The organism is Streptococcus marimammalium DSM 18627, from assembly GCF_000380045.1.
In the GTDB taxonomy this organism is placed as follows: domain Bacteria; phylum Bacillota; class Bacilli; order Lactobacillales; family Streptococcaceae; genus Streptococcus; species Streptococcus marimammalium.
In genome coordinates this window covers 63,783-89,741 of the sequence record NZ_KB904340.1, presented here as the reverse complement: position 1 = coordinate 89,741, position 25,959 = coordinate 63,783, and the positions used below count along the sequence as shown (strand labels likewise).

Genomic DNA, 25,959 nt, shown 5'->3' with positions numbered 1-25,959 from the left:
TATTAAAAATAAAAAAAAGTTTACATAAATAATTTTATGTAAACTAATTAACTTATTTTCTTTTTCTTTTTGCTTTTTTAAGTTTCTTGGCCATTTTATTCATAGAGTGTTTCATCGCCATTTCACCAATTTTTCCCTTAAAGCCTCCACCAAATAGTTGGCTCATATCCATATCACTACCACCTAAGGCAGACATATCTGGCATTCCTGGCATAGCTCCTTGAGACAAAGCACTCATATCCATGTTTTTAGACATTTTGCTAGGATCAATTCCCATTTGCTTCATCATTTTATTCATATCACCAGACATAGCGCCTTGCATCATAGCTTTAGCTTGATTAAAATCTTTAATAAATTTATTGACTTCGATAAAGGAATTACCAGAACCGCTAGCAATACGACGTCTACGACTTGGCGATAACAAATCTGGATTTTCACGTTCTTGAGGGGTCATTGATGAAACGATAGCCCGTTTTCTAGCAATCTCTCTTTCATCTATTTTGAGGTTTGCTAGTGCTGGATTTCCAGCCATTCCTGGAATCATTTTAAGAATGTCTTCCATAGGCCCCATGTTTTGAACTTGGTCTAATTGTTCAATGAAATCGTTAAAATCAAAGGTGTTTTCACGCATCTTTTCAGCGAGTTGCATTGATTTTTGTTCATCATACTCTTGACTAGCTTTTTCAATCAGGGTTAAAAGGTCGCCCATACCAAGAATACGGCTAGCCATACGATCTGGGTGGAAGGTTTCAATATCTGTTATCTTTTCACCAGTACCAGAAAATTTAATTGGTTGCCCGGTAATATGGCGAACTGAAAGAGCTGCACCACCTCTAGTGTCACCATCAATCTTTGTTAAAACAACACCAGTAATATTAAGCTGCTCATTGAATTCACGAGCAACATTTGCAGCTTCTTGACCAATCATGCTGTCAACAACAAGCAAAATTTCATTTGGATTAGCCAGAGACTTGATGTCACGAAGCTCTTTCATAAGAATTTCATCAATTTGAAGACGTCCTGCCGTATCAATCAAGACATAGTCATTACGATTTTCACGAGCCTTGTTGAGTCCTTCAGTCACAATATCCACTGCAGAGTGCTCAACACCCATATCAAAAACAGGAACACCGATTTGTTGACCAAGAGTTTTTAACTGATCAATAGCTGCAGGACGATAAATATCGGCTGCAATCATTAAAGGTCTAGCTTTTTCTTCTTTGATTAATTTATTAGCTAATTTACCAGCAAAAGTTGTTTTACCTGCCCCTTGAAGACCAACCATCATGATAATCGTAGGAATTTTGGGTGCTTTTTTAATATGAGATGTTTCTGAACCCAAAACAGTCGTCAATTCATCATTAACAATTTTAACTATTTGTTGTGAAGGATTCAAAGTGTCAATCACTTCATGTCCGATAGCACGTGTTCGAACACGTTTTATAAATTCTTTAACTACTGGTAAGGCAACGTCAGCTTCAAGAAGGGCCAATCTAATTTCTTTAGTGACTTCTTGAACATCCTTTTCAGATAATTTTTTCTTACCTCGTAGATTCTTAAAAACCCCTTGTAAACGTTCTGTTAAACTCTCAAATGCCATTATTATTTCTCCTATTTTCTTGGTTAGTCATTATTATCAATACTAATTAGAAAAGATAACTTTTCAATTAAATAGCGATCATCTGAATATCTCATCATTAACTCATCTAAAATCTGACTACGAACAATATAGTCAGAATACATATGAAGTTTTCTCTCATAATCTTCAAGAATCTTTTCAGTACGTTTAATGTTATCATACACAGCTTGGCGACTGACCTGATATTCTTCAGCAATTTCAGCTAAACTATAATCATCAGCATAGTAAAGCTCAATATAATTCATCTGCTTATCTGTCAAAAGTGCTGCATAGAACTCAAATAAAGCGTTCATTCGATTTGTTTTTTCAATTTCCATAAGAATATTATAGCAAATTTCTATCTTTTTTAATAGTCGTGTAAAAGACTTTTATGAATATCTATAAACAAGAAAAACAAGAGTTGAAAAACTCTTGTTTAATTAGCTTATTTACTCCATTTTTCAATGGTTTCTTTATTCTCACTAACCCATTTTTGGGCAGCCTCTTCTTCACTAGCGCCGTTTTGGATATCGAGCATAACAGCTTCCATGTCTTTAGATGTCCATTCAAAGTTATCAATAATCTGATAAGCTTCTGGATGATCTTCTTTTAGCCCAAGACGAGCCATTGTTTTAATGCTTTCTGATCCACCAAAAACACCTTCTGGATCTTCAAGATACTTCAAGTCATACTTAGCAAACATCCAATGTGGAGACCAACCTGTAACTATAATATCTTCTTTAGCAGAGATTGCTTTATCAAGAGCCGTGACCATAGCTCCTGTTGATGACGGTGAAACTTGCCATCCTGAAAGATTAGAATAAGTCTCTAGGGCAGAATCAGCACCAGCCATAATACCAGCTCCTGGCTCAATTCCTGTAATTGTCTGTTTAGCCTCATCGGATAGTTCTAAAATGCTATTAGCAGAAAGATATTGAGGGACTACTAAGCCCAATTTAACACCCTCTAAGTTTGGTCCTAAATCTTCAAGACTATCTTTGTAAGTGTCGTATAAATCAGCATGAGTGACTGGTAACCAAGCACTAACTGATGCATCAGTTGTCCCTTCTGCTACTGATTTCCAAACCACTGAATTATCAAGTGGTGTTAACTCTACATTATAACCATATTCTCTTAGAACTTCTGCTAAAACATTGGTTGATGCAATTTCTGAATCCCATTGAACATAAGAGAGACGAATAGTTTCCTTCGTATTTTTATTTTTTGACACCACATTTTTAGCAACACCAACACCAATCATTGACAAAATAGCAACAGCTACAACAATTTTTTTAATGATAGGTGAGGTTGGTTTGTAAGACGACTTATGATTAGCCAGTTGGCTTATTCTGTCAATCAAAATTGCTAAGATAACGAGAGCTAATCCATTAACAAAACCAGAACCTATATCAGCTTTTTGAAGCGCTGATAAAACACCACGACCAAGTCCTGGAGACCCAATCATCGATCCTGTTACAACCATTGATAACGCAAGCATGATAGTTTGACTTATACCAGCAACAATTGTATCTTTTGCAATTGGTAATTCTACTTTAAATAATTTTTGACGTGATGTACTACCAAATGAATCCGCTGCTTCAGATAGTTCACCAGAAACCTCACGAATACCTAGATTGGTAAAACGAACTGTTGGTGGTAATGCAAAGATGACTGAGGCAAAAACACCAGGAACCATGCCAATCCCAAAAAAGGCTACGGCAGGAATTAAGTAAACAAAGGCAGGCATAGTTTGCATAAAGTCAAGAATTGGACTAATGATTTGGCGGAAACGATCACTTTTTGCCATCCAAATACCTAAAGGAATTCCTAAAATAACAGAGATCACACTGGCAACTAAAACTAAAGTAAAGGTATTAATTAAATCTCCCCATAACCCTTGATTATAAATAAAAAGCAAACCAAGTAGAGTAAATAAGGCTAGACCAAAACTTTTCTTAGATTTTTTTCTAGAAAGAAAGTAGGTTATGGCCGTTATAATTGTAATTAAAACAAATGGATTAATAAACGTAAGGTAGGAAGTGATGTAATCCATAGCACTACTACCACCTGATTGAATAACATCAAACAATCCTGAGAAAGTTTTTGTTGTCCAAGCGGTTAAATCTTCTACCATCTCAGCGACGGGTAATTTAGTTTGTAAAAAAATCACATTTTTCTCCTTATTCTTCAGTAATTTTAGCTAATGACTCAATGACAGAACCTTTAATAACTACACCAAGTAAGCGATTAGCATCTCCAACTACAGCAATGGGGCTAGAAGAATCATAAATCAGTGGTAGAATATCAGTTACTAGAGTATCAGCAGTTATTTTTCTGACTTTTGTGTCTAAAACATCTTTTAGACTAAGTTGTTTTCGATTAGCTTCTAGAGCTCCGTCAGCAGTTATCACACCAAGTAACTGACGTTTTTTATTAACTGCCATTAACATACTAACGTGTTCAGTTTTCATTCTATTTAAAGCCATTTTTGGACCATCACTGTCGATGTTTGAAGCTACAGGTTTTATCATGATATTTTGAGCTGTTAGAACTTTTGAACGATCCACATCTTCAACAAAATCACGCACAAAATCATTGGCTGGATTCGTTAGTATTTCTTCACCAGTACCAATCTGCATGATCTTTCCATCTTTCATAAGTGCAATCCTATCACCAATACGAAGGGCTTCATTAAGATCGTGAGTGATGAAGATAATTGTTTTTTGCACTTGAGATTGTAGTTCTAATAACTCATCTTGCATATCTTTTCTTATAAGAGGATCAAGAGCTGAAAATGCTTCGTCCATTAGAAGAATTTCAGGATCATTAGCAAGAGCACGTGCCAAACCAACACGTTGTTGCATCCCACCTGATAATTGGTCTGGGTATTGATCTTTATACGGAAGAAGTCCAGAATTATTAAGTGCTTTTTCTGCTTTCATCACTCTTTCATCTTTTGGAACTCCTCTTAACTCTAATCCAAATTCTGTATTTTCCAAAATTGTTTTATGTGGTAAGAGTGCAAAACTTTGAAAAACCATGTTTAAAGTATTCCGACGAATCTCTCTTAATTCTTCTTTGTTCATTTTAGAAATATCAGCACCATTGATATAAATATCACCACTTGATGGTTCAATTAAGCGATTCAGCAGACGAATCAAGGTAGATTTTCCACTACCAGATAATCCCATAATAACGAATATTTCACCTTCTTCAACTGAGAAATTAGCATTATAAACACCTACTGTTGCACCAGTTTTTTCTAAAATTTCATTCTTTGACTTATTATCTTTAATCATGTTTAAAGCTAACTTTTGTTTTTTACCAAATATTTTTGTTAAATTTTTGACCTCTAATTTGATCATTCAATCCCTCTTTCATTCTTTTTTAATAAACTGACCATTCTATATTATAACAATGTGGTCAGTTATGTCAAATAAAAACACCTATGACATAGGTGTTTTCTTGTAAAGAGTAAATAATCTATTAACTATTGAAAAAATGTTGCATTCGAAAAGATGACAAGTCATTGCCTACAAAAAAAATCTGATCACCTTTATTTAAAATAGTAAGAGGGTCAGGTGATAAAATAAAATTGCCCTGCTTTTTAATAGCAATCACAGTAGCTCCAGTTTGTTGCCAAATATTTAATTGTTGTAATGATTTACCTTGATGAGAAAATTCCCCAATCGTTAACTCATAAGGTTCAAAAGGGAATTCTTTTTTAATAAGACTTGATTGATCTAAAAAATTTTGCACAAGCCCAGATAGTCTATCCATTTCTTTTTTTTGCAGTTTAAGATGACTTTGTATATCATGTCCAAGTGACTTTAAAGAATTACGGATATTAAACTGTTTCACATATGCTATCGCATTTTCTTTTGAAACAACAATTGCACCACTGCCCTGTCTCACTTCTAAGATATCTAAATCAACTAAAACGTTGATTGCTTTTCTAGCAGTCTCAGGTGACACATTAAAAGTAGTTGCTATTGTTGAACGAGATTTTATTTTTTCTCCAACACTAAATTTTCCTTCAGCTATTCTTTGAGCAATACCGATAGCCACTTTTTGATAGCGAGAATTAATAATTTCATTTTCTGTCATTTAATTATCCTTTATTTGGTCACTTTATTTATTTTCTAAGTAAAATTCAAATCGATCACCAACATATTGACTTCTAACATATTCAAATGGTGTACCATCAGTAAAATAAGAAATTTGTGTCAGTGCTAAAATAGCATGACCCTTATTGATACCCAAAAATTTTGACACTTTTTCATTGGCCACCTTAGCATAGATAGTTTGTTGACTTTTTCCAATCTGATAACCATTTTCAGTTAGTGTTTTAAAAAAATGTTCAGTAATTTCAGTACGATTAAATGATGAAATTAAGCGCTCTGGAATACTAGCAACCTCAAAAACCAAAGGAAGATTATCTGCGAAACGAATACGTTCCATCTTAATCACATTTTCATCAGCTTTTAACCTGAGATACTGTCTTTCTGTTTCACTGGCTAATTTTTTTTGAAAAGAAATAAGCTGGCTTGATGGTTTTTTTCCCTGAGAAGTCACTATTTCAGTAAAACTGGTTGTTCCTCGCATTTTCTCTTGCACTTTTTTGCTAGCAACATAAGTGCCACTGCCAATTCTTCTTTCTAGAACACCTTCTTCAACTAAAAGGGAAATAGCTTGACGAAGTGTCATTCGACTAACACCAAAATTGTCTGCCAAATCACGTTCACTAGGCAAACGATTTCCTATTTTCCAGATGCCCTCTTCAATATCTTTTTTTATATGATCATGAATTTTAATATAAGCAGGTATCATAAAAACTCCCTTTTAGATAATAAAATATATCAGTTTTTGAATAACTAAGAATGTCTAATATCCTTCTTCAAGAAATAATAATTAAAAAATATACCATACTATTCTTATCAATATGGGACATTAAGTACTTCCTTTAATCCTTCAAAACGAAATTCACAACAATGGGATTGTGGTCTGAATACTCAAAATCTTGTTGATAAGTTTCAACATGATTGACAGCTATATTTGGAGTGGCAATAAAGCCATCAATAATGTAGTAAACCATGTCTTCACTTGATGCATTATAAACTTTATGTAGAGAACGACACGACGGTGTTAAAGTTTCATCTTTTAATAATTGATATCCATCTGGTAGAATTGATTCATCTAAAACATTTGGTTTCCAAATATCTTTTGATAATTCAAAAGGCAGTTTATCAAGAGGAAAAAGTGATTGATTAAAATCACCACCAGCAATTACATAGTTGCCTTTTTCATACTCTTTTTTCATTAGTTGAATCAGTTCACGTGTTTGTGTTTCCCGTCCTCCTGTATCATCATAAGCTTCTAAATGTAGATTTACAAGTACTAATTCTTTATCTGAGTTTTCAATAGGTAGACGAGTTATCAGTAAGCACCTTTTTAAATTTGCAAGCCGAATAGGCCATTTAAAAGGCACTGTCAAAGAAACACGGCTGGCTTCTCCAATATCATATCGACTATTAGTTAAGAGGCCAGAATGCATTTTACCAAGTGGTGGAAATGGTACTGGTACAAAAGCTGCTTTGAAATTGGTAGCAAAAAGACTAGGGGTTTTAAAAACTGCCTCGTTAAGAAAATTTTGTTCATTAATATTGTAACTTCGTCTAGAGTCTATGTCTACCTCTTGTAGAAGTGAAAAATCGGCATCAATTGTTTGAAGAATTTCTGATATGCCTTCTAAATTTTTTTTCACAAGTTCTTTATCCTTAGGAAAAACTTGTTTGCCACCATCCATGAAGAAATCAGATTCTTTTCCCATGCCAGCAAAGCCTATATTAAAAGAGACAATCGTTAGTTTCTTATTTTTAGGAACTGTTTTTTCAACAGTTTTTTCAAGAGGAATCATAGTAACCCTATTTGGCTTAAACTCAGTTATTGTCAAAAATAAGACTAAGCCAACAAAAGTTGAAATAACTATGCCTACAATAAAACCTAAGACTTTTAAAATTGTTTTAAAGATATGTCTTTGTTTCTTCATAAACATCCTCCTTTTATTAAGTTTATTATATCATAAAGAAAAAATCATTTTATATTTATAAGTCAAATTTTCAACTATTTTTTAAAAACATATGAATTATAAAATTCAAAAGAGACAGAAAAAATTCACTGCCTCTTTTATAAGTTTAAAGATAGATAAACATTTTAATGTCAAATAATCTTAATTTCCACTTTTTAAATTTGAAATAAATTAATTCTAAATCATACATGCTTCACATAATTCAGCATATGACTCACCAAGATTGTCAATTAACTCATCTTGATCATAGAGCTCACTTCCTTCTAAGGTGTCTTGTCTCACACGAACATAATAAATGGAAGCACATTTTTCCTTAAAGGCGTGAATATAGGCTCTATTCAAGTCACGTGTTGTCGCTTTATCAGTCATAAAGAGGGTTAAAGAGATTGCTTGATCAACATGTTTTTGTGCTGCGGCTACAATATTAATGATTGGTTCTGGCCCAACTTCATAAGCCCCTTTCTGATAGTAAACATAGTTGTCATTATCAATCTTATAAGACGGCACATAAACACGACCAATTTTACCTTCTTTTCTCACTTCTACTGGGGAAACAACAGGCTGTAAACTTGGTGTACAAGATGAAAGATAACTGATAGAACCTGTTGGTGCAACTGCCATCAAATGAGCATTTGCAATACCGGTTTCTTTAATGTCTGCTACCAATTGTCGCCATTCTTTCTGAGTTGGTAGATGGAAGTGGTAACTGTCAAAAAGAGCTTTTATTTTCTCGCTTTGAGGCACAAAGTCTTCATTAGTGTATTTTTCAAAGTATGAACCATCAGCAAAAGAAGAATCCTTAAAACCATCAAAAGCGCCATGAGTTTTGGCAAGTTTTTGAGACGCTTTAAAAGCGTAGAAAGCCATAGCATAAAAGAATAAATCGGTGAATTCCACTGCTTCTTTTGAATCGTAATAGATGTGGTTGGTTGCAAGAAAACCGTGAAGATTCATGGCACCTAAACCAACAGCATGATTATTTTGATTGCCTTTTTTAATAGATGGCGCACTGTCTAAATCTGAAGAACGAGACACGCTATCAAGTGAGCGAATGCTATGTTCGATTAAAGATTCAAAATGCTCTGCATCATCCATTGCTTTAGCAATATTAATAGAACCTAGATTACAGCAAATATCCTCGCCAATTTTAGTGAAGCTCAAATCCTCACTAAATTCGCTTTGTGTACTAACTTGAGCGATTTCTGAGCAAAGGTTAGACATAACAATTCTCCCTTTTTTCTTGTGTGGATTTCTCTCATTGACAGTATCTTCAAACAAAATATAAGGATAGCCAGACTCAAAATGGAGTTCAGCAATCATTTGAAAAAGCTTACGGGCACTAATGTAGGTTTTTGTAATGTCATCATTAGCCACCAAAGCTTCGTATTCTTCAGTAATTGAAATATCTGACATGGCTTTGCCATAGACACGCTCAACATCATACGGTGAAAAGAGCGCCATTTCTTTATTTTCTTTGGCTAACTGAAAGGTGATATCTGGTATAACAAGACCTAGCGACAATGATTTGATACGAATTTTTTCATCAGCATTTTCACGTTTAGTGTCTAAAAATTTTAAAACTTCTGGATGATGTGCACTAAGATACACAGCCCCTGCTCCTTGTCTTTGACCTAGTTGATTAGCATAAGAAAAAGAGTCTTCTAATAATTTCATCACAGGCACAATACCTGTAGATTGATTTTTAATGCCTTTTATTGGTGCTCCAAATTCACGAAGATTAGTTAAACAAAGAGCTACCCCACCACCACGCTTTGATAGTTGTAGACTGGTGCTAATACCTCTTGAAATAGACTCCATGTTGTCTTCTACTCTTAGTAAGTAGCAAGAAATAAATTCACCACGTCTTTTTTTACCAGCATTCAAAAATGTTGGTGTGGCAGGTTGAAATTTATTGCTAATAATATCATCAAGTAATGAAAGAGCAAATGTTTCATCACCATTAGCTAAGAAAAGAGCATTCATAGCAACACGATCTTCAAAGTTTTCTAAAAAGTATTTAGCATCATCTGTTTTTAAGGCGTAAGCATTGTAAAACTTTAAAGCTCCCATAAAATTTAAAAAAGTAAATTTTTTTTCGTAGGCTTCTTCAAATAATTGTAGAACAAATTCACGACGATATAGATTTAAAACAGCTTCGTCGTAATAATCATTAGCAATTAAGTAATCAATTTTTTCTGATAATGAGTTAAATGCCATAGTGTTTGGCTTGATATATTCTTCTAAATAATTAGAAACAGCTTCTTTGTCTGCTGAAAAAAGATAATTGCCTTTCTTATCTTTAAAACGTGTCATAGCATTTAAAGAAAGATATTTTTCTGAGTTTTTCATTATTTTCCTCTCACTGATATGAATCTAAGATGTTTTGTACTTTTAAAACATCACTTTGTGTTCCTAGTAACTCAAACTGGTGTAAGAGTGGAACTTGTAGTTTTTGTGAAATAATTGGGCCTGCTATCGCAAATGTATCTCCGAAATTAGTATTTCCTGAAGAAATAACTGCTTGACAATGTTTTCTATTTTGTGGTGAATTTAAAAAATGAATGACCTGTTTTGGCACAGCTCCCCTCACTTCATTACCACCACCAGCATAGGTTGGTACAATCAAGATATAATCCTCAGAAACAGACAAATCAGTCTTTTTAACTGGGATGCGTAAACTCTTGCAGTTAAGCTTTTCAACGAAACGATGCGTATTATTGGATTTTGAAGAAAAATAAACAACTAACATGTTAAACTCCTTTAAAACTCCCAATCCTCATCAAGTGTTTCTTCGCTAACACCCATCACATAAGATGAGCCATTCCCTGAGAAGAAATCATGATTTTCATCAGCTCTTGCCGATAGTTGAGCAAACACTTCTGGTGATATGCTAGTTTCTTCATCAGTAAAAGGCGAATCATAACCAAGATTTTGTAAAAACTTACCAGCATTATAAACACTAAAACGAATGGCTTCTTCAGCGATATCAAAACCTTCATAGAGTTCAGACAAATAGGCTTTTTCAAGATCGATTAACTGATAAAGCAAGTCAAAAACAAATTGCTTCATTTCTTCTTGCTTTTCTTTAGGTAATTTAGCCACTTTTTGTTGGTACTTGTAACCACTATAATAGTTATGAATGACCTTATCACGTAAAATCAGACGGATAATATCAGACGTATTAGGTAGTTTTCCTCTGGCTGATAGATAAAACGGTAGATAAAAACCACCATAGAGTAAAAATCCTGGCATCATAGCGGCAGCTACTTTGGATTTTAGTGGGTCAGACCCAGTATAAAATGGAATAAGAATTCTTGCTCGAGCCTGTAGACTCTCAGTAGCAACAACCCATTCATGTGCTTCTTCTATTTGCTCACTCGTACATAAAGTTGAGAAAATAGTGCCGTAAGATCTTGCATGAATAGCTACCATAAAAGCAAAATTGGTATAAATCGCCTGTTCATGATCTGTTTGAGAATGTTGAATTTGAGCAATATCCCCTACTGTCGCTTGAATGGTGTCTAAAAGCGTCAAACCCGTAAAGGTTCTAGTGATTAGTTGTTGCCAGTCTTTTGAAAGACCAGTCCATGAGTTTAAGTCATTTGAAACGGGAATCTTTTCTGGTAACCAAAAATTTTGTGTGACTCTGTTCCAAACTTCAAGATCTTTATCATCTTGCAACTTGTTCCAATTGATAGAGCGCATTGGCATCTCTTGACAATTGATTGCCCAGTCGATTGGCGACTGTGATTTGCTAAAGTAGTTTTTACCCATACGATTTCTCCTGTTTTAACTATTTTGAGTTTTTGGGTACACAAAAAGCCCTTCAAATGAGTGGTCATTTGAAAAAATTTTGCAACTGTTTTTGGTTCTAGCAAACTCGGACTAAATCCAACTGTTTTGTGAAGCTTTAACACTTCTTTTCACGAGTAATACAAGCTAGGCTTAAAAATTCTCTTTGGCCCCACTTTCTTTAAATGTATACTACCAAAAAAAAATAGAACTGACAAGCAATTTTCGCAATTTTTATAACCTTTGCGAAAGATTGATGTATAATTAAATGTTTTTAAAGACTGAATTCTTATAATTATCTTTATCAGTTTTTTTCAAAGAGAATTCTAAAATTATTAAAAACCTTTAAAAATCAAGAAAAATAATACTTTGAAAGGTTTGATAGTCTCATTATTATTTTTAATAAAAATTTTTTACTAAAAACACAACATATAGACAAAAAATAAAGAAACACCCCCACATTTTGTGGAAGTGTTGCAAATTATAGTTGACCACCAACACCTTTATATTTTTCAACAAAGGCTGATAGTTTTTGAAAAACTGATTGTTTTTTTGTCAGGTAGTTAGGATTTAGAGAATACCAAAAAATAAATTTCATTTTTCAAATTTTTCCATATATTTATTGTATTTTTTGATGTTATGCTCACCCAAAAGATAACTCAAAATTAGGTAAACAATCATTAACCCCAAAAAGCTAGCTATATATTCATTTAAACTTAATTTCACTTCTATTCCAATAAATTCAAAAAAGAAAGTCAATCCAGTAATTACTGCACTCGTGATTACTGACTCAATGAAGTAAGCTTTTATTCTATTTCTTTTTGCTTCATTTGATTGACTACTAGGAAGCTGCTTACCTAAGAAACTAGTTGGTAGAGTCATTTCTTTATTTGATCTGATACCAATTAAAAATATTGCAACAATTAGTAAAAGCAGTGCTATTTCCCAAGTTGTTGTTAAGATATTTGCTGTTGTCACATATTTATAGAAAGCCTCAACAAGTAAATAAATAATTGTGACAACTACAATAATTGTTGATACATCACCAATAGATTTTTTTAGTCTTTCATCAATCACTGGATAATTGTTACTATGATTTGAATGTTTATTTTTCATCATCATCTTCCTCCCAAAATAAGTCGTTCAAGGTTTTATTTGTTGCTTTGCATATCGCAATACATAAATGCAATGTCGGATTGTAATTTCGATTTTCAATTAATCCAATTGTTTGTCTAGTAACACCAACAATTTTTGCTAGTTCTTCTTGAGATAAATTACATTCTGCTCTAGCTACTCTCAATTTATTATTTTTCATAACGAATGACCTCTAAATATATTGTAATATATTAATTGCAATATGTCAACTATATATTTCATTTTGAAAATTTAATTTTTCTGTCATTGAAAGATAAATTTACTAAGCAGAAACTAACTCATTTAGTGGTAATCTTTCAAATAGTAGCATGATTTCAGAAAAACATTCATCAAAAACATTATAAACGTTTCTGATACTTATACTACCTTATTTACAGTTGTCTATTAGATTAATAAAAAGCAGTTAAGATTTTCTCAACTACTTTGTTTGTTATTTTCATTTCAAATATTGCATAATCTTCTCACGATTTTCTTCGACAACTGCTCTACGATAGTTCTTCTCACCTTTGCTGTTCTTAACAATATTCCACAAAATAGCTGCCACTTTTAGCTTATTGGTGTATTCTTGGCTGATGTTATCTGCATGGAAATCCTTTAAAAAGAGATTCCACTGACTTGTTGAATGGTCGTATTTAGCATAATCGGATTCTCCACGGTAAATGCTGAGCATATCAGCAATGGTAACGTTAAAATCCTGTTCTCTTTTGACTTTACGCCATGCTGTTGCCATATCTGCCGTGAATTTAAAAGGAGAAACATCCGTTAAATCAGAAAAATACTCTCTAAATGTGGTATTAAAAGAAAATCCTCAACTCAGTAATGGTGTATCAAGACTTATCTCTTCAGCTCGTTTTTGGGGAACTTTTTTGCTCGTTTTTCTAATCAAATCCCCATCAAAGTAAGCTTTGATAATCTGATTTAACTCTTTCTTGGTCCCACGATGTTCCAAGTCGAGAGACTTACAAATTTCTGCCAGTTCCTTACGATACCAATAATATTTTTCAAATTCGTCAAATGATTTAATGCTTTTAAACTCAGGTCTATTTTCTATCATCATCAACTCTCCTCACTATTGCTTAACATCCATAGAATCAATGACAGCACGATTTAACTGTGAAGGATGAGGTGCTTGCACCTGAGAACCAGCAATAAAATCAGCAAAGTGTCGTTTGTCTTCTCGAAGAATCCCCATAGCAAACATATCCAACATAAGACCGATGCTTAGAATTTGTAAGACAAGGCTAATGGTATCAAAATCATGGTAAATGCCGTGAATGGTAGCCATATGCCCCAACTGCCAAGGTAAAAATTTAATCACATTTCTAATGAGAGCAAAACGAAACTGCTTCTTCTTGAAATGAATTCTTAACCCTGTCTTCTTCTTACCAATACTACCACCACGCCAATCAAGGTAAGAAAATAACAAAACAATTGGAACAACAGACGTCAAAGTAGCTATTAGTTGTGACGTAACTTCTGAAAAAAGAGGTATGCCACCAAAGAACAGTTGATAAAATAAGGTCGCTACTAGAAATAACAAAAAGAGGTAGCCAACAATCACTAGATAGTCTATCAATAATTCTTTTAACCTTGTTTTGAGTGGGATGTCATTATTTTTAATCATTTTAACTCCTTCTTAACCGTCTAATCACTGTTTTACAAGAGTGATAATCATTCACATAAGTGATGAAAAACACTAAAAAATTTTATTACTCTTATGATTATTCTCAACTTTATTATACCATACCTAAAAGTTTTGTTATGTTGAATTGGTGACAAAAAAGATCTAGATTATACTAGAGTCCTTTTGGTTTCGATAAGAAGATTATTTTCAACTTGTATAATCCTGTAATAGCTAGAATTATTGCATTAACGTACAAAACAAGCCACAAATCTCTTGCAAATGACCATATTACCCATGAAGGTGTTTCTAAAAAAATAGGAATTCCAAATAAAACTAATGGGATAATAATGTGTCTAACGGTATCAATAAAAGATAAAAACCATGTTTTTTGCTTTGTTTTCCATTTTGAAATTGTTATCAAAGAATAGAAAGAAATCATACTTAATAACAAACAAGACAAATCAATTAAACCGTGAAAGACTAAGTACCTATTTTCTTTAAAATCATCTCGAGTTTCTCCCAATAAGGGATTTATGATATCCTGAATCAAGTTATTTGTTACTAAATAATCATTCATGTTAACTAATACTACTACTGCTTTATCTTCTTCTGGCAAAATAAACATACTAGAAATATAGTTTTCGACTAAACCAGCATGCCAAATCATTTTCTCCTGAAACATTTTTTCTGAATACTGCCAACCCATTGCGTAAAAATAGTCATCTTGATTGACTGAAACCCCATCATAAAACATACTTTCAATACTCGATTGGCTAATGATATCATTACCACCTTGCAAATACATCTGTAGATACTTACCTAAATCAGAAGCACTTGCTGATAAGTAACCAGCAGGCACATTAGTCCAAGTTCCTTTTGAAATCTCTTTAGGGTATTCTGCATGACTTTCAATAGGAATACCAAAATAATTTCTATAGCCTTTTATCAAGCCATTTTCATAGCTTTTTTCTAAACTAGCAGCTGAATTTTTCATGCCAAGTGGTAAAAAGATATTCTCATTAATATAGTCATCATAAGTCATTCCACTAACATTTTCAATGATTAGACCTAATAAACCATAATTAGTATTTGCATAGACATGTTGACCATAGAAATTTGTTGATTTCAGTTCACCAAATCTCTGAAATTGAGTAATGCCACTCGTATGATTGAGTAAATCTCTGACAGTAATATTTTTAGAATTTTTGTCTTCAATAAACCATTCTGAGCAATCAATGTATTCAGAGATTGGACTATCTAACTTGATTTTCCCAGCTTCAACAAGTTGCATAATCGCAAGAGCTGTGAAAGATTTACTCATAGATCCTATAATAAAGGGAGTCTCTATTGTTACATTATTTCCATATGTCTTTGAAAATAAAACCTGCTCTTTATCCACTACAACAATTGCCATAGCGGGAATATGATAATTTTTAACATCTTGACGGATTTGTAAATCTATCTTTTCATAGTCAATACTATCTGAATTAGCATAGGTGGTAGATTGAGTTAAGCCAAGAAAAATAACACTTAAAAATACGATAATATATTTTATACGTACTAACATACTAACTCACCTCTACTTTTGATTATAAGTTTTAGTCTTTTTTATTTTCACTACAATTGTACTTTATTTAGCTAATGAACTTAATGTAATACATGAGTTTAAAGTAGCAATCAAAATCGCGCATCACTTGACATTACGTGAACCATGTTTAATAACCCATTGACATTCTTTACTGATATCGCCCTTCTCCCAATCGTTAATAATAAAATAAAACTTTTCTTCATCTTCCTTATATAAGTCATTGAGATTATTAGCAACACTTTTTTGAATGTATTTGTCTTTATCATCTTTTAAATTCATTAGGATTTTAAAATACTGATCAAAGTTATCTAAAGCAGTATATAGCTTCTTCGCCCATGGTAGTCTGATGCGAAGACATTCACTGGAAAGTCTCCTAACCCTTTCGTTTTCATCAACACTCCACTCTTCCAACACTGTCATCGTTTCTTTCGGATATTTTTTTATTAGTGGTCTCATGCAATACTCTGACGTAAATCTCTTGGTTAATTCTTTGCTGAAGTTTAGGCTAGCCTCTAAGTAATTATCACCATATAGTTCCACATACTTACCAATCGGCCAAAGCCACCAACCTTCAGAAAATGAACCACTATTTCCTTTTAACTCATCTCCTAACATTTGATAAAAAATCAAAAGTGTTTCTTCATAGCCTAAATTGATAGACTCAAATAGGGCTTTTGCTATTAAGTCCTGTCTTTGATTAAATTCCAATTGTTCAATACTATTTCTTGTGAGTTCAAGAAATTTATCACTATTAAAATCGTTACTTATCTCTACTATCTTATTTGATATCATTTTTAATTAGTCAATATCGTAATAGTCTTTTACTTTCTTAGCCATTTTTTATTCCATATTCTTAAGATTTTTAATAATATTAATGACAACAAACCATAAATAAGCAATAAAGCCATTAAGTAAAACACCAAAAGTGTTGAATTCAGGTCTTAGATTACCATAAACTGATAATAAAGAAAATACTAAAAAGATGATTGGAAGAACAGAGCTTGGTGTCTCATTTTGGGCAAACTGTTTTTTTAATTTTCCAGTGTACCATAACGTAATAATCTGACCAATAATACTAAACAAAAGGATTATAAATCCAATAACAGCAATCTCAGGATCAACTTCTCCAGCACTCTCCAAACCTTCAAAGAGTTCTTCAAAGCCTTCTCTAATTGATCTGGAGCGGATGTATAGGCTGTCCATGATACATCATTATATAAGTTAAGAACCTGGTCTAAAATTGGTATTATATCTTTTTTAATTGTTATATTTTTCATCCTAATCCTATTGTTCATATTGACCTCCTGATTTCTTTCACTATTCTACATTCCCAGTGGCTAGCCATATTTTTTAGTATCAAAATAGTATCATGAACCACTCGTACTCATAGAATAGTCAGTAAAATCAAGGCTTATAAAATCTCGGAACCTACTCCCACTCAATAATTACCATATCATATTTGTTCCTGTTTTTCTATATCAGTATTTCTTTAGTTTCTATTTTCAACTGTTTTTATACCCATTTTTCGTGTTTTTTGAATTATTTAGTATCATATCAGTATCGAGAGTGATACCACAGTAATAGCGAATTTCTGACAGCATACATCATTCATCCAACATCAATTTACCTTTTTTAGATTTATCTTTTAAACGTTTCATCTGTTCTTTTTCTATCTGTTGAATGCTTTTTTCAGGCACAGGTAAATCTTCTGTCATAGTACCACCAATTTTTTCGATAGCACTTCTCACTTCTTTTCCTACTGAATAGTGAACTTTTGTTGCTGCTTCTGCTCTTCAATCTTATCTTTCCTCAACCTATCTTCCGTTTATGATATTCTGAATAGATTAGCAATAAGTTCAGTGCTTCCCATATAATCCAAAATCTTTTGTCTCACTGTTAAGCCTTCTCTGTCATGTATATCTTCCACATCTAATCCACCATACAATCCCATATATCCTGCATTCTGGAATATAGCAAATTATTCGATTATTATAATATCTGCATCGTGTGCTGTTTCTACCAAAAGCTGATTCGATTGTTTAATATCAACACGAACGACAAGTTTTCTGTCTTCATCAAGCTAATTAAAATGATCTGCTACTTCCTGATGATATGTTTGTATAGTAAAATAAGTTTGTTCAAGTGCAACAGCTTCTTTTCTCGGATCATCGTTTTGAACAATCAAATAACAAGCATGTCTTGTAAATTCATAGACTTTAATGGATTTGCATTTAGAACCAGCTTCCACGATCTTACTGACCTCAGCAAAATCGTATGTTATTTCATGTCCACTGTTCTCACAAGCAATCATTGCTCTATCAATAACCTTTTGAAAGTTTCTCCACTGAGAACAATTAAATACGGCATTCTTTCGCTTTTAAATCGGGCATATTATCCTCCTCTTGTTCAGACATAAAGCTTATGGCAATCTCGTAAGACCGAGTTCATCCAAAAACTCATTGTGTTTATCTTTTGCAGCTTTTATTTCTTCTTCTATTTTTTGAAGTTCTTCTGATACTTCTTTAATATCAATTATTTTTTCTTCTGGCGCTATACTTATATATCGTGAAATATTCAAGTTGTGTCCATTTTTCTCAATTTCTTCCAACGATACACGACGAGAATATCTTTTTTCTTCCTTACGAAATTGATAAGTTTCAACAATTTTATCTATGTGTTCCGGCAATAAAACATTTTGTCGTTTTTCTTTTTCGTAATATTCGCTCGCATTGATAAATAACACATCATCAGGTTTTTTACATTTTTTTAATATCAAAATGCATACAGGTATTCCTGTTGAGAAAAATAAATTAGCTGGTAATCCAATTACCGCATCAATATTTCCGTCTTTCAGAAGTTTGGTTCTGATTTTTTCCTCTGCACCTCCGCGAAATAACACACCATGAGGCAAGATGATTGCCATAGTTCCATTCTTACTCAAAAAATGAAATCCGTGTAATAAAAATGCAAAATCCGCTGCCGACTTAGGGGCTAATCCGTAACTTTTAAAACGAAAATCTTCGGCAAGTGTATCATTCGTCTCCCATCTATAACTAAATGGGGGATTTGCAACCACTGCATCACACTCCAATTTTTTAGCCGGATTCATTTCATTCAAAAGCGACCAATCATTCAGCAATGAATCTCCATGAAAAATTTGAAATTCAGAATCCTTAAAACCATGCAATAACATGTTCATCCTTGCAAGGTTATAAGTAGTTATATTTTTCTCTTGCCCGTATATTTGACTTATGCTATTAGGTTCAAGATGCTTTTTTACATTAATAAGCAATGATCCGGACCCGCAAGCAAAATCCAGTAGATTATTAATCTTATTTCTCTTTCCCGACTTGGGATTTTGAGGATCTAATATAACAATTCTGGAAAGAATGTTGGAAATCTGCTGAGGGGTGTAGAATTCTCCGGCTTTTTTACCTGAACCCGCTGCAAATTTACCAATTAAGTATTCATAAGCATTTCCTAAAAGATCTATATCATCAGTAAACTCGGCAAGTTTTTCAGCAATTTCGGAAATAATAGAGCAAAGCATTTCGTTTCGTAATGGATAGCTTTTTCCTAACTTATCCGAATCAAGATTCACTTCCGAAAATAATCCATGAAAAGTACTGTCAAAAGATTCATTCTCAATAAATTTAAACCCTTTTTGCAAAGTCTTTAAAAGTTGTTTGTTTTGAGTCCTTGCTAATTCATAAATATTTCTCCATAGATATTGTGGTTTAATAACAAAATGCACCTTTTTTCGCATCTGTTTTTCAAACATAGCTATCTGGTCTAAATTATTCATATACCAAACACTTAGCGGAGTTAATTTGCCACTTTCAAGCAAATTATGATACTCATCAACAAGTATTTGCCTTGCATTCTTAATGATTTTATGATCCGTTTCACCTTGTTTTACCGGTAACTTATTTATAGGTAGTTCTTCAAAGTAATTCGAAATCTTTTCTTTTAATTCCTCAATAACTTTATCAACATTTCCATCTGCCAATGCATTTTCAATTTCTTTTTCACAATCCGTGTAATCTCTTCCAAGCTCTTTTTTTACGGCATCTTCATAGTTATCAGAAAGGTATCTCAAAAAGAGGAAAGACAACATATAATCACGAAAGTCATCCGCATTCATAGCCCCGCGAAGTTTATCTGCTATGCCCCAAAGTGCATCTCCTAATTGTTTTTGTTGTAAATTACTCATTATTTTTCCTCCTCATTTTGAGTTTCCTCAAATAATCTTTGGTTAAAATTATAATCTTCTAAAAAATTTTTAAGTATATCTCTAAAGTATTGCTTATTTTCCTCTACCATTTCCTTAGGCTCAAATAAAGAATAATTGCCATGACTTAAAAGATTAACAACCCTTGTGTATACAGGTTCATTCTCTTCATCACCTTTTCTAATACAAGAAGAAAAATGTGCATATCCATGAAATGAAGCGGTTTTTTCTAATATATTCCTTAAAATATTAAAATGATAAGTATACAATATCCCTGTATCCGATGCTTGTTTTAATTCCTTCAATAATGCAACATGATGAAAAAAAGGTGTCTTAGTGGTATCTTTCAAAATATAAGAAGCATTGTCTGTACTTTTTTGTAAAAATATTTGTTGCGCTCTGTTAATCTCGTTACATAAGACATTGAAAAAAAGTGTATGATGTGATGAAATAATAACTTTTATGTCGTCTCCTCTCATAAGTGAGGCTAAATGACTTGCTACAGCAATTACATTATTATCATCCAAAGAAGAAATAGGGTCATCTACATAAATGTATTTTACCCATTCATATGCCTCCGCTTTGTCTATTACCAATTGAACAACTGCCAAGAAAAAACACCAAATAAAAATATTCTCTTCACCTCGAGATATTTTAATATTGTCTGTACGTTGCATCCTTCCTTCAACCAATTCTTCTCTATAAAAACTAATCTTTGCCTCATCATAATCAATATCAAAGCCAAAATCCGCATATCGATGAAGAAATGGGCGAATTTTATTATCCATATCCAAATCTTTTAGTCCATTGAAAAAACGAGAATGCCTATTAAATTTTAATACACGCTCTGTATCATAATCTAAATCATTATCCCAATAAAACAAATCTTCTGTAAAAGCATTGTAGTAAAGTGTATCTGCTGTTTTTTCTCCTGTTTCTTCATTCAACTGCTGTCCTAAAGATTTAAATTCACCAGAAAGTCTTGTTTTACCTGTTCCGTTATAAGCAAATAAAACAATATATTTTTTTTCCTCCAATAATCTTTTAAAATATTCAGCAACTTCTCTAATTGAATTAAATTCTTTATATCCAATTCTTTTAAAAATAAAATCAATATTTGCAAGTGCTTCATTAGATAATCCTTCTTTCAAAATATAATTTCCAGAATCTCTATCTTTTTTGTAATTATCCGTAATTATTTTTTTATATTGTTGAAATGGATTATTACCCTGAGGTTTATTTCCTAAAGTTTTGTTTGTTAGTTTTTGAAATTCTTTTTTTGTGAAGCTTTTAGGTATATTCATACTCATTTCAAAACCTCCTCAACAGCAGGAAACAACCCTTGCATTAATGCTTGCTTATGTTGTTTTAACGCTTCAATTTTATCTATTTGTCTAATTATCAGTTCATCTATCCCAGATAAAAAATTTGCAATTTTTTGTTGTTCTTTTGGTTCTTGCGGAGAACAAAGTTCAATTGATTTTACAATCTCTCCAGATAAGTTCCCCTGTCCTCCTTGTATATATGTTCTGACTATCCAATTTTTCTTAAATGCAAGATAGTGATATAAAAAAGCATTATTATTTTTATGCCTCAAACACAGAATTGCTTGGTTAATAGCCCCTCTAATAGGCGATATTGCAACATCACCACTATTTGCTCCATAAAGAGCCATTAAAACATCTCCTTTTTCAATCATTTTAGCAGAAGAATTGTCTAATCCCTTGGAGGTTAAAAACAATTCTGTTTTTAACCTACCAATTTCACCTGATCTAATAAATGGAATAGTGCCATTATAATATTCTTTTTTAGAAGTAACTGGAGTTCCACCGCTATAGGGAGGATAACAAATCCTCTTTATCTTCAACTTTTCCCACTCCCCACAATCCCGAAACTCAGGAAACCTCAACTCTGGAACTGTTTTTCCTTCTTTAGGAAACAACCTTTGCATCCAGCCTTTTTTATAATCTTTCAGAAATGATAACTTTTTTTCTTCAGCAGAAATAAGCTTGTCAACAGAAGATAGACAATCTGCAATTTTTTGTTGTTCATCAATATCATCCGGGTACATAACTAATGTTTTTGATATATTTGTTTTACTTATAGAACAAACTTTTACTCCTACAACAAGAGGAATAAAACTACTGCGATAACTTGATGTATTTAGATAATAGCCCAAAAATTCAGGAGCAAACCTAAATTTTGGTCTACACAATATTGTGTGTAATCCTGATAATATTTTTTCATCAACATTTTGAACTTCCATCGATTTTCCAACAGTTAAATCTTCAGCTGTATCGGCAATAATAATATCTCCGTTTTGTAAGTAACTCTCTTCTTTAAATTTCAATAAACTAATCTCTTGATTTATATAAGGTACTGCTTGGAAATCACTTAAAACATTTCCATATTTTGTCAAAATATCTCCATAATGAATATTTCTTGTAAATCCTCTTTTATCATTCATTTGACTTCTTGAAAATGTATTTGTCTGATGAAAATCAAATATATCATTAAAATATTTTTTTTTCCAATCAAAATTAAAATTTGGGAATCTATATCTGATCTTCAGCATTTTTCTTTTACTCATACGCCTTTAACCCCACAATCTCTCGACCATCTGCCATTTTCTTTAATACAGGAATTAAGTCCTCCATCAACTGCAACTCTTTTTCGGTTCTTTCTCTCCAGCTAAGATTTAATGGTTCCAATAAATCAATCAATTTTTCCCCATCAAAAATCATCCTATCCATGATTGCCTTAACAAAAGATTGCAAAGTATCTGCTTCAATACCATATTTTTCAGATATGGAGATGAGCTTTTTAGAAGATTTTTCAGATTTGAATTTTTGATAACCGTCCATTACCTCCTTTTCACTCAAGCCTTTATTCTCTCCGGAAGTTTTAATAAATTGGTCAAGTTCTTCTATATATTCTTCAATATCTTCCTTTTGATCCATTAAATTGGAGGTTGAAGCAATAAGGGCTATCAATTCCTTCTTCGTCATTTTCTCTTTTTTAGGGATATTCGATTGTGTATATTGAGAAATTAGAGCCATAATATAATCATAGTCAATAATGGCAGATGAAAATAAAACAAATTCAAAATCCAACTGTTCCACTTCAGGAACTATATTATTTGCATCTTTTCCTTGGTTGTCTTTTAATCTACTTGCGATATCTAAATATACCCCTTTAAATGCACGCATTGTATCTTCCGGTAATAGATTCTTGATATCCGATGCCTGATCCTCTTTAATATCCGTATATTGATTAAGCTGTGTTTTTAACCTTTGTATCTCCTTAAATTTATCAATAAACATAGCACGAGCCGTGTCGCCTTTAAGATTATTTACTTCTTCAGGTTTATATTCCAGTCCTTGGGCTTTCATAAAATCTCCAAGTTCATCTACTGCTTTTTCCAACTTTTTAATTATAGTAGGAGCAGGATCTACAAGCCAAATTTCTTTTACTTTTTCACTATTTTCTTTACCCGAAAACAGTCTGATCGCTGCATCAACCTCATTTTTATGTCCTCTAAAATCAATAATATTGCCATAAGGTTTTGTGGGATTCAGGACTCTGTTTGTTCTTGAAAAGGCTTGAATTAGTCCGTGTTGTTTCAAATTTTTATCCACATATAAAGTATTTAAATACTTTGAATCAAATCCCGTCAAAAGCATATCTACCACAATTATGATATCTATTTTATTTTCGTGAGAGTAATCAGCGTTAGAATATTGATGATCTTTTATACGCTTTTGCACATCTTGATAGTATAAATCAAAATTATTGATGTCATGAGTTGTTTTATATTTATTATTATAATCATCAATTATTTGTTTTAATGCCTTTTTTTTCTTATCCGGATCCTGTTTATTATCTATCTTTTCTTGATCAAGATCCTCCTGAAGTTGTTTCACATCCTTGTTACCATCAGCAGGCGGTGAAAAAACACAAGCAATATTAAGAGGAACAAAAATTTCATTCGTCTTTTTATATTCTTTCTGCAACTCTTTAAATAAATTGTAATATTCTATTGCTTCAGTAATACTCGCTGTTGCCAAAATAGCATTATAACGTCTATTATAAGTTGCGGCATCATGCTTGGATAATATAGCTTCTGCAATTTTCTTTTTACTTATTGTTGAATCTGCTTTTGCAGCCATTTGAACATCATCGGGTTTGAAATAGTCAATATGAAAACGCAAAACATTTCCGTCATCAATGGCATTTGTTATTGTATATGAGTGAAGTTCTTTTTCAAAAACATCCTTTGTTGTTCTATAAGAACCTATGGTTCCATCGACTTGCCTGTAAGATGAATTTTCTTCGAAAATCGGGGTACCTGTAAATCCAAAAAGTTGTGCTTTAGGAAAGAAGGTTTTTATCGCCTCGTGATTATCACCAAACTGCGAACGGTGGCATTCATCAAAAATAATAGCCATGCGTTTATCTTGCAGACTTTCCAATCTTTCTTTAAAAGTCAACTCCCCTCTTCTTTTTTTCTCTTGATTTCGCCTACTATCATCGTCAAGTGCAAGTCCAAGTTTCTGTATTGTGGTGACTATGACTTTATCTTTATAATCATCCGATGCAAGACGTTTGACCAAACTTTCTGTATTTGTATTCTCTTCCACACAACCTTCCTGAAACTTATTAAATTCTATACGAGTCTGTCTATCCAAATCTTTTCTATCCACGACAAATAAACACTTTTCAATCTCCGGATTATCCTTCAAAAGTGTTGACGCTTTAAATGATGTAAGGGTTTTACCGCTTCCGGTCGTATGCCAAATATAGCCATTACCACGATTTTGCTCAATACAATCCATAATTGCTTTAACTGCATAAATTTGATATGGTCGCATGATTAATAACTTTTGCTCGCTTACTATAAGCACCATATATCTACTGATAAGTTCACCAAGTTCACACTTAGATAAAAAACAATCCGTAAATTCATATAAATTTGTTATTTTATTATTGTCTTTATTTGCAAATTCATAGATAGGTAAAAATCTTTCCTCTGCATTAAAACAAAAATGTTCTTTTCGATTATTGGCGAAATAATAAGTATTGGTTTCATTACTTACAATAAATAGTTGTATAAAACAAAGCAATGAATTTGTATATCCATTCCCCGGGTCGTTTTTGTAGTTTACTATTTGTTCCATAGCTTTTTTAGGAGTGATTTGCAATGTTTTTAATTCAACTTGAACTACCGGAATACCATTAATAAGTAACATAACATCATAACGTTGATTGCTGTTTTCTGTATTAATTCGTAATTGATTAACAACTTCAAACTCGTTCTTACACCAATCTTTAATATTGACAAGCATATACTGCAAAGGTGTATCATCATCTCTTTTAAATGTATTTATTTCCCTTAATTTTTTTGCAGTATCAAAAACATCTGGATTTATTATGCTGTCACGTAGCCTTGTAAATTCAGAGTCGCTTAGTTTAACACGATTCAATCGTTCAAAATGTTTTCTGAAATTCTCTTCTAGTGAAATCTTATCTCTAATATCTTCACGATAGACATATTTTAAATCTACAAGTCTCTTAATAAACTCATTTTCTATTTGCTTCTCATTCTTCATACATATCATCCTTTATTATTAATTAATTGATTCTAATAAATCGATTAAATCCTGTCTTAACTTCTTCTTTTTACAAAATTCAATCAAAGCGTGTCTTGCAATTTGATTAGGTTTTGATTTATTGTTCTCCCATCTATTTACTGAACTGAATCCAACATGTAATTCTCTAGCTAATCCTTCTTGTGATAAATTTAATTCCGAACGAATATCCTTAATGATTTCAGAAAACTCCATATCAATCTTCTCCTTAAAAA

23 protein-coding genes and 2 pseudogenes are annotated in these 25,959 nt (G+C 32.5%); all 25 read right to left on the bottom strand.

The genetic code is table 11. From position 1 onward, the window contains the following. Positions 1–52: 52 nt before the first annotated feature. Positions 53–1,600: a signal recognition particle protein gene (gene ffh / locus A3I1_RS0101920; RefSeq protein ID WP_018369635.1), complete on the bottom strand. Its 1,548-nt coding sequence runs from the start codon at positions 1,598–1,600 to the stop codon at positions 53–55. Positions 1,601–1,623: 23 nt separating this feature from the next. Beyond that, a complete protein-coding gene (locus tag A3I1_RS0101915) occupies positions 1,624–1,956 on the bottom strand; it encodes a putative DNA-binding protein (RefSeq protein ID WP_018369634.1) in 333 nt (110 codons plus the stop codon). A gap of 107 nt (positions 1,957–2,063) precedes the next feature. Beyond that, positions 2,064–3,752, bottom strand: a complete 1,689-nt coding sequence (locus tag A3I1_RS0101910) for an ABC transporter permease/substrate binding protein (RefSeq protein WP_051069670.1) — start codon at positions 3,750–3,752, stop codon at positions 2,064–2,066. Between the two features lie 46 nt (positions 3,753–3,798). Continuing rightward, positions 3,799–4,983 (bottom strand): quaternary amine ABC transporter ATP-binding protein, encoded by a 1,185-nt coding sequence (locus A3I1_RS0101905; RefSeq protein WP_018369632.1) that lies wholly within the window; start codon positions 4,981–4,983, stop codon positions 3,799–3,801. Between the two features lie 121 nt (positions 4,984–5,104). Further along, positions 5,105–5,725 (bottom strand): GntR family transcriptional regulator, encoded by a 621-nt coding sequence (locus A3I1_RS0101900; RefSeq protein ID WP_018369631.1) that lies wholly within the window; start codon positions 5,723–5,725, stop codon positions 5,105–5,107. 24 nt (positions 5,726–5,749) lie between these two features. Next, entirely contained in the window at positions 5,750–6,448 is a 699-nt protein-coding gene (locus tag A3I1_RS0101895; RefSeq protein WP_018369630.1) for a GntR family transcriptional regulator, read from the bottom strand. 133 nt (positions 6,449–6,581) lie between these two features. After that, positions 6,582–7,667, bottom strand: a complete 1,086-nt coding sequence (locus A3I1_RS0101890; protein WP_018369629.1) for an endonuclease/exonuclease/phosphatase family protein — start codon at positions 7,665–7,667, stop codon at positions 6,582–6,584. A gap of 216 nt (positions 7,668–7,883) precedes the next feature. Then, on the bottom strand, positions 7,884–10,055 hold the full coding sequence (gene nrdE, locus A3I1_RS0101885) for a class 1b ribonucleoside-diphosphate reductase subunit alpha (protein ID WP_018369628.1): 2,172 nt from the start codon (positions 10,053–10,055) through the stop codon (positions 7,884–7,886). A gap of 10 nt (positions 10,056–10,065) precedes the next feature. Continuing rightward, on the bottom strand, positions 10,066–10,455 hold the full coding sequence (gene nrdI, locus A3I1_RS0101880) for a class Ib ribonucleoside-diphosphate reductase assembly flavoprotein NrdI (RefSeq protein ID WP_018369627.1): 390 nt from the start codon (positions 10,453–10,455) through the stop codon (positions 10,066–10,068). Between the two features lie 11 nt (positions 10,456–10,466). Beyond that, positions 10,467–11,480, bottom strand: a complete 1,014-nt coding sequence (gene nrdF / locus A3I1_RS0101875; protein WP_018369626.1) for a class 1b ribonucleoside-diphosphate reductase subunit beta — start codon at positions 11,478–11,480, stop codon at positions 10,467–10,469. Between the two features lie 499 nt (positions 11,481–11,979). Continuing rightward, a pseudogene (locus tag A3I1_RS0101870) lies at positions 11,980–12,072 on the bottom strand (type I deoxyribonuclease HsdR); the annotation flags it as partial. Positions 12,073–12,092: 20 nt separating this feature from the next. Next, positions 12,093–12,617, bottom strand: coding sequence for a hypothetical protein (locus tag A3I1_RS0101865; protein ID WP_018369624.1), 525 nt, complete (start codon positions 12,615–12,617; stop codon positions 12,093–12,095). Continuing rightward, entirely contained in the window at positions 12,604–12,813 is a 210-nt protein-coding gene (locus A3I1_RS0101860) for a helix-turn-helix transcriptional regulator (protein ID WP_018369623.1), read from the bottom strand. The genes A3I1_RS0101865 and A3I1_RS0101860 overlap by 14 nt, the downstream gene beginning before the upstream one ends. A 276-nt stretch (positions 12,814–13,089) precedes the next feature. Then, positions 13,090–13,707 (bottom strand): annotated as a pseudogene (locus A3I1_RS08120) (SAP domain-containing protein). A 15-nt stretch (positions 13,708–13,722) separates the two neighbouring features. Continuing rightward, positions 13,723–14,277: an RDD family protein gene (locus A3I1_RS07760; protein WP_018369620.1), complete on the bottom strand. Its 555-nt coding sequence runs from the start codon at positions 14,275–14,277 to the stop codon at positions 13,723–13,725. Between the two features lie 172 nt (positions 14,278–14,449). Continuing rightward, positions 14,450–15,844 (bottom strand): serine hydrolase domain-containing protein, encoded by a 1,395-nt coding sequence (locus A3I1_RS0101845; protein ID WP_018369619.1) that lies wholly within the window; start codon positions 15,842–15,844, stop codon positions 14,450–14,452. 123 nt (positions 15,845–15,967) lie between these two features. Then, positions 15,968–16,657, bottom strand: coding sequence for a DNA alkylation repair protein (locus tag A3I1_RS08115; protein ID WP_018369618.1), 690 nt, complete (start codon positions 16,655–16,657; stop codon positions 15,968–15,970). A gap of 48 nt (positions 16,658–16,705) precedes the next feature. Further along, entirely contained in the window at positions 16,706–17,068 is a 363-nt protein-coding gene (locus tag A3I1_RS0101835; RefSeq protein ID WP_018369617.1) for a hypothetical protein, read from the bottom strand. 401 nt (positions 17,069–17,469) lie between these two features. Then, entirely contained in the window at positions 17,470–17,613 is a 144-nt protein-coding gene (locus tag A3I1_RS08600) for a hypothetical protein (RefSeq protein WP_233275088.1), read from the bottom strand. Positions 17,614–17,945: 332 nt separating this feature from the next. After that, positions 17,946–18,176 (bottom strand): hypothetical protein, encoded by a 231-nt coding sequence (locus A3I1_RS08595; protein ID WP_026216730.1) that lies wholly within the window; start codon positions 18,174–18,176, stop codon positions 17,946–17,948. Positions 18,177–18,284: 108 nt separating this feature from the next. Next, positions 18,285–20,078, bottom strand: coding sequence for a type I restriction-modification system subunit M (locus A3I1_RS0101820; protein ID WP_018369616.1), 1,794 nt, complete (start codon positions 20,076–20,078; stop codon positions 18,285–18,287). Continuing rightward, on the bottom strand, positions 20,078–21,406 hold the full coding sequence (locus tag A3I1_RS0101815) for an AAA family ATPase (protein WP_018369615.1): 1,329 nt from the start codon (positions 21,404–21,406) through the stop codon (positions 20,078–20,080). Before A3I1_RS0101815 ends, A3I1_RS0101820 begins: the two co-directional genes overlap by 1 nt. Further along, positions 21,403–22,686: a restriction endonuclease subunit S gene (locus A3I1_RS0101810; RefSeq protein ID WP_018369614.1), complete on the bottom strand. Its 1,284-nt coding sequence runs from the start codon at positions 22,684–22,686 to the stop codon at positions 21,403–21,405. Before A3I1_RS0101810 ends, A3I1_RS0101815 begins: the two co-directional genes overlap by 4 nt. Then, positions 22,679–25,705, bottom strand: coding sequence for a type I restriction endonuclease subunit R (locus A3I1_RS0101805; RefSeq protein WP_018369613.1), 3,027 nt, complete (start codon positions 25,703–25,705; stop codon positions 22,679–22,681). Before A3I1_RS0101805 ends, A3I1_RS0101810 begins: the two co-directional genes overlap by 8 nt. Positions 25,706–25,723: 18 nt before the next feature. Continuing rightward, positions 25,724–25,939: a helix-turn-helix domain-containing protein gene (locus A3I1_RS0101800; protein WP_018369612.1), complete on the bottom strand. Its 216-nt coding sequence runs from the start codon at positions 25,937–25,939 to the stop codon at positions 25,724–25,726. Positions 25,940–25,959 lie beyond the last annotated feature (20 nt).

Coding starts and splice junctions, on each gene's coding strand:
- A3I1_RS08595 (WP_026216730.1), bottom strand. CDS start 18,176: ATGATTGCTTGTGAGAACAGTGGACATGAAATAACATACGATTTTGCT.
- A3I1_RS0101910 (WP_051069670.1), bottom strand. CDS start 3,752: ATGGTAGAAGATTTAACCGCTTGGACAACAAAAACTTTCTCAGGATTG.
- A3I1_RS0101900 (WP_018369631.1), bottom strand. CDS start 5,725: ATGACAGAAAATGAAATTATTAATTCTCGCTATCAAAAAGTGGCTATC.
- nrdI (WP_018369627.1), bottom strand. CDS start 10,455: ATGTTAGTTGTTTATTTTTCTTCAAAATCCAATAATACGCATCGTTTC.
- A3I1_RS0101820 (WP_018369616.1), bottom strand. CDS start 20,078: ATGAGTAATTTACAACAAAAACAATTAGGAGATGCACTTTGGGGCATA.
- A3I1_RS0101890 (WP_018369629.1), bottom strand. CDS start 7,667: ATGAAGAAACAAAGACATATCTTTAAAACAATTTTAAAAGTCTTAGGT.
- A3I1_RS0101815 (WP_018369615.1), bottom strand. CDS start 21,406: ATGAGTATGAATATACCTAAAAGCTTCACAAAAAAAGAATTTCAAAAA.
- A3I1_RS0101905 (WP_018369632.1), bottom strand. CDS start 4,983: ATGATCAAATTAGAGGTCAAAAATTTAACAAAAATATTTGGTAAAAAA.
- A3I1_RS0101915 (WP_018369634.1), bottom strand. CDS start 1,956: ATGGAAATTGAAAAAACAAATCGAATGAACGCTTTATTTGAGTTCTAT.
- A3I1_RS0101845 (WP_018369619.1), bottom strand. CDS start 15,844: ATGTTAGTACGTATAAAATATATTATCGTATTTTTAAGTGTTATTTTT.
- A3I1_RS0101835 (WP_018369617.1), bottom strand. CDS start 17,068: ATGGACAGCCTATACATCCGCTCCAGATCAATTAGAGAAGGCTTTGAA.
- ffh (WP_018369635.1), bottom strand. CDS start 1,600: ATGGCATTTGAGAGTTTAACAGAACGTTTACAAGGGGTTTTTAAGAAT.
- A3I1_RS08115 (WP_018369618.1), bottom strand. CDS start 16,657: ATGATATCAAATAAGATAGTAGAGATAAGTAACGATTTTAATAGTGAT.
- A3I1_RS0101805 (WP_018369613.1), bottom strand. CDS start 25,705: ATGAAGAATGAGAAGCAAATAGAAAATGAGTTTATTAAGAGACTTGTA.
- A3I1_RS0101860 (WP_018369623.1), bottom strand. CDS start 12,813: ATGAAAAATAATAAATTGAGAGTAGCTAGAGCAGAATGTAATTTATCT.
- A3I1_RS0101810 (WP_018369614.1), bottom strand. CDS start 22,686: ATGAGTAAAAGAAAAATGCTGAAGATCAGATATAGATTCCCAAATTTT.
- A3I1_RS0101865 (WP_018369624.1), bottom strand. CDS start 12,617: ATGATGAAAAATAAACATTCAAATCATAGTAACAATTATCCAGTGATT.
- nrdF (WP_018369626.1), bottom strand. CDS start 11,480: ATGGGTAAAAACTACTTTAGCAAATCACAGTCGCCAATCGACTGGGCA.
- A3I1_RS0101895 (WP_018369630.1), bottom strand. CDS start 6,448: ATGATACCTGCTTATATTAAAATTCATGATCATATAAAAAAAGATATT.
- A3I1_RS07760 (WP_018369620.1), bottom strand. CDS start 14,277: ATGATTAAAAATAATGACATCCCACTCAAAACAAGGTTAAAAGAATTA.
- nrdE (WP_018369628.1), bottom strand. CDS start 10,055: ATGAAAAACTCAGAAAAATATCTTTCTTTAAATGCTATGACACGTTTT.
- A3I1_RS0101800 (WP_018369612.1), bottom strand. CDS start 25,939: ATGGAGTTTTCTGAAATCATTAAGGATATTCGTTCGGAATTAAATTTA.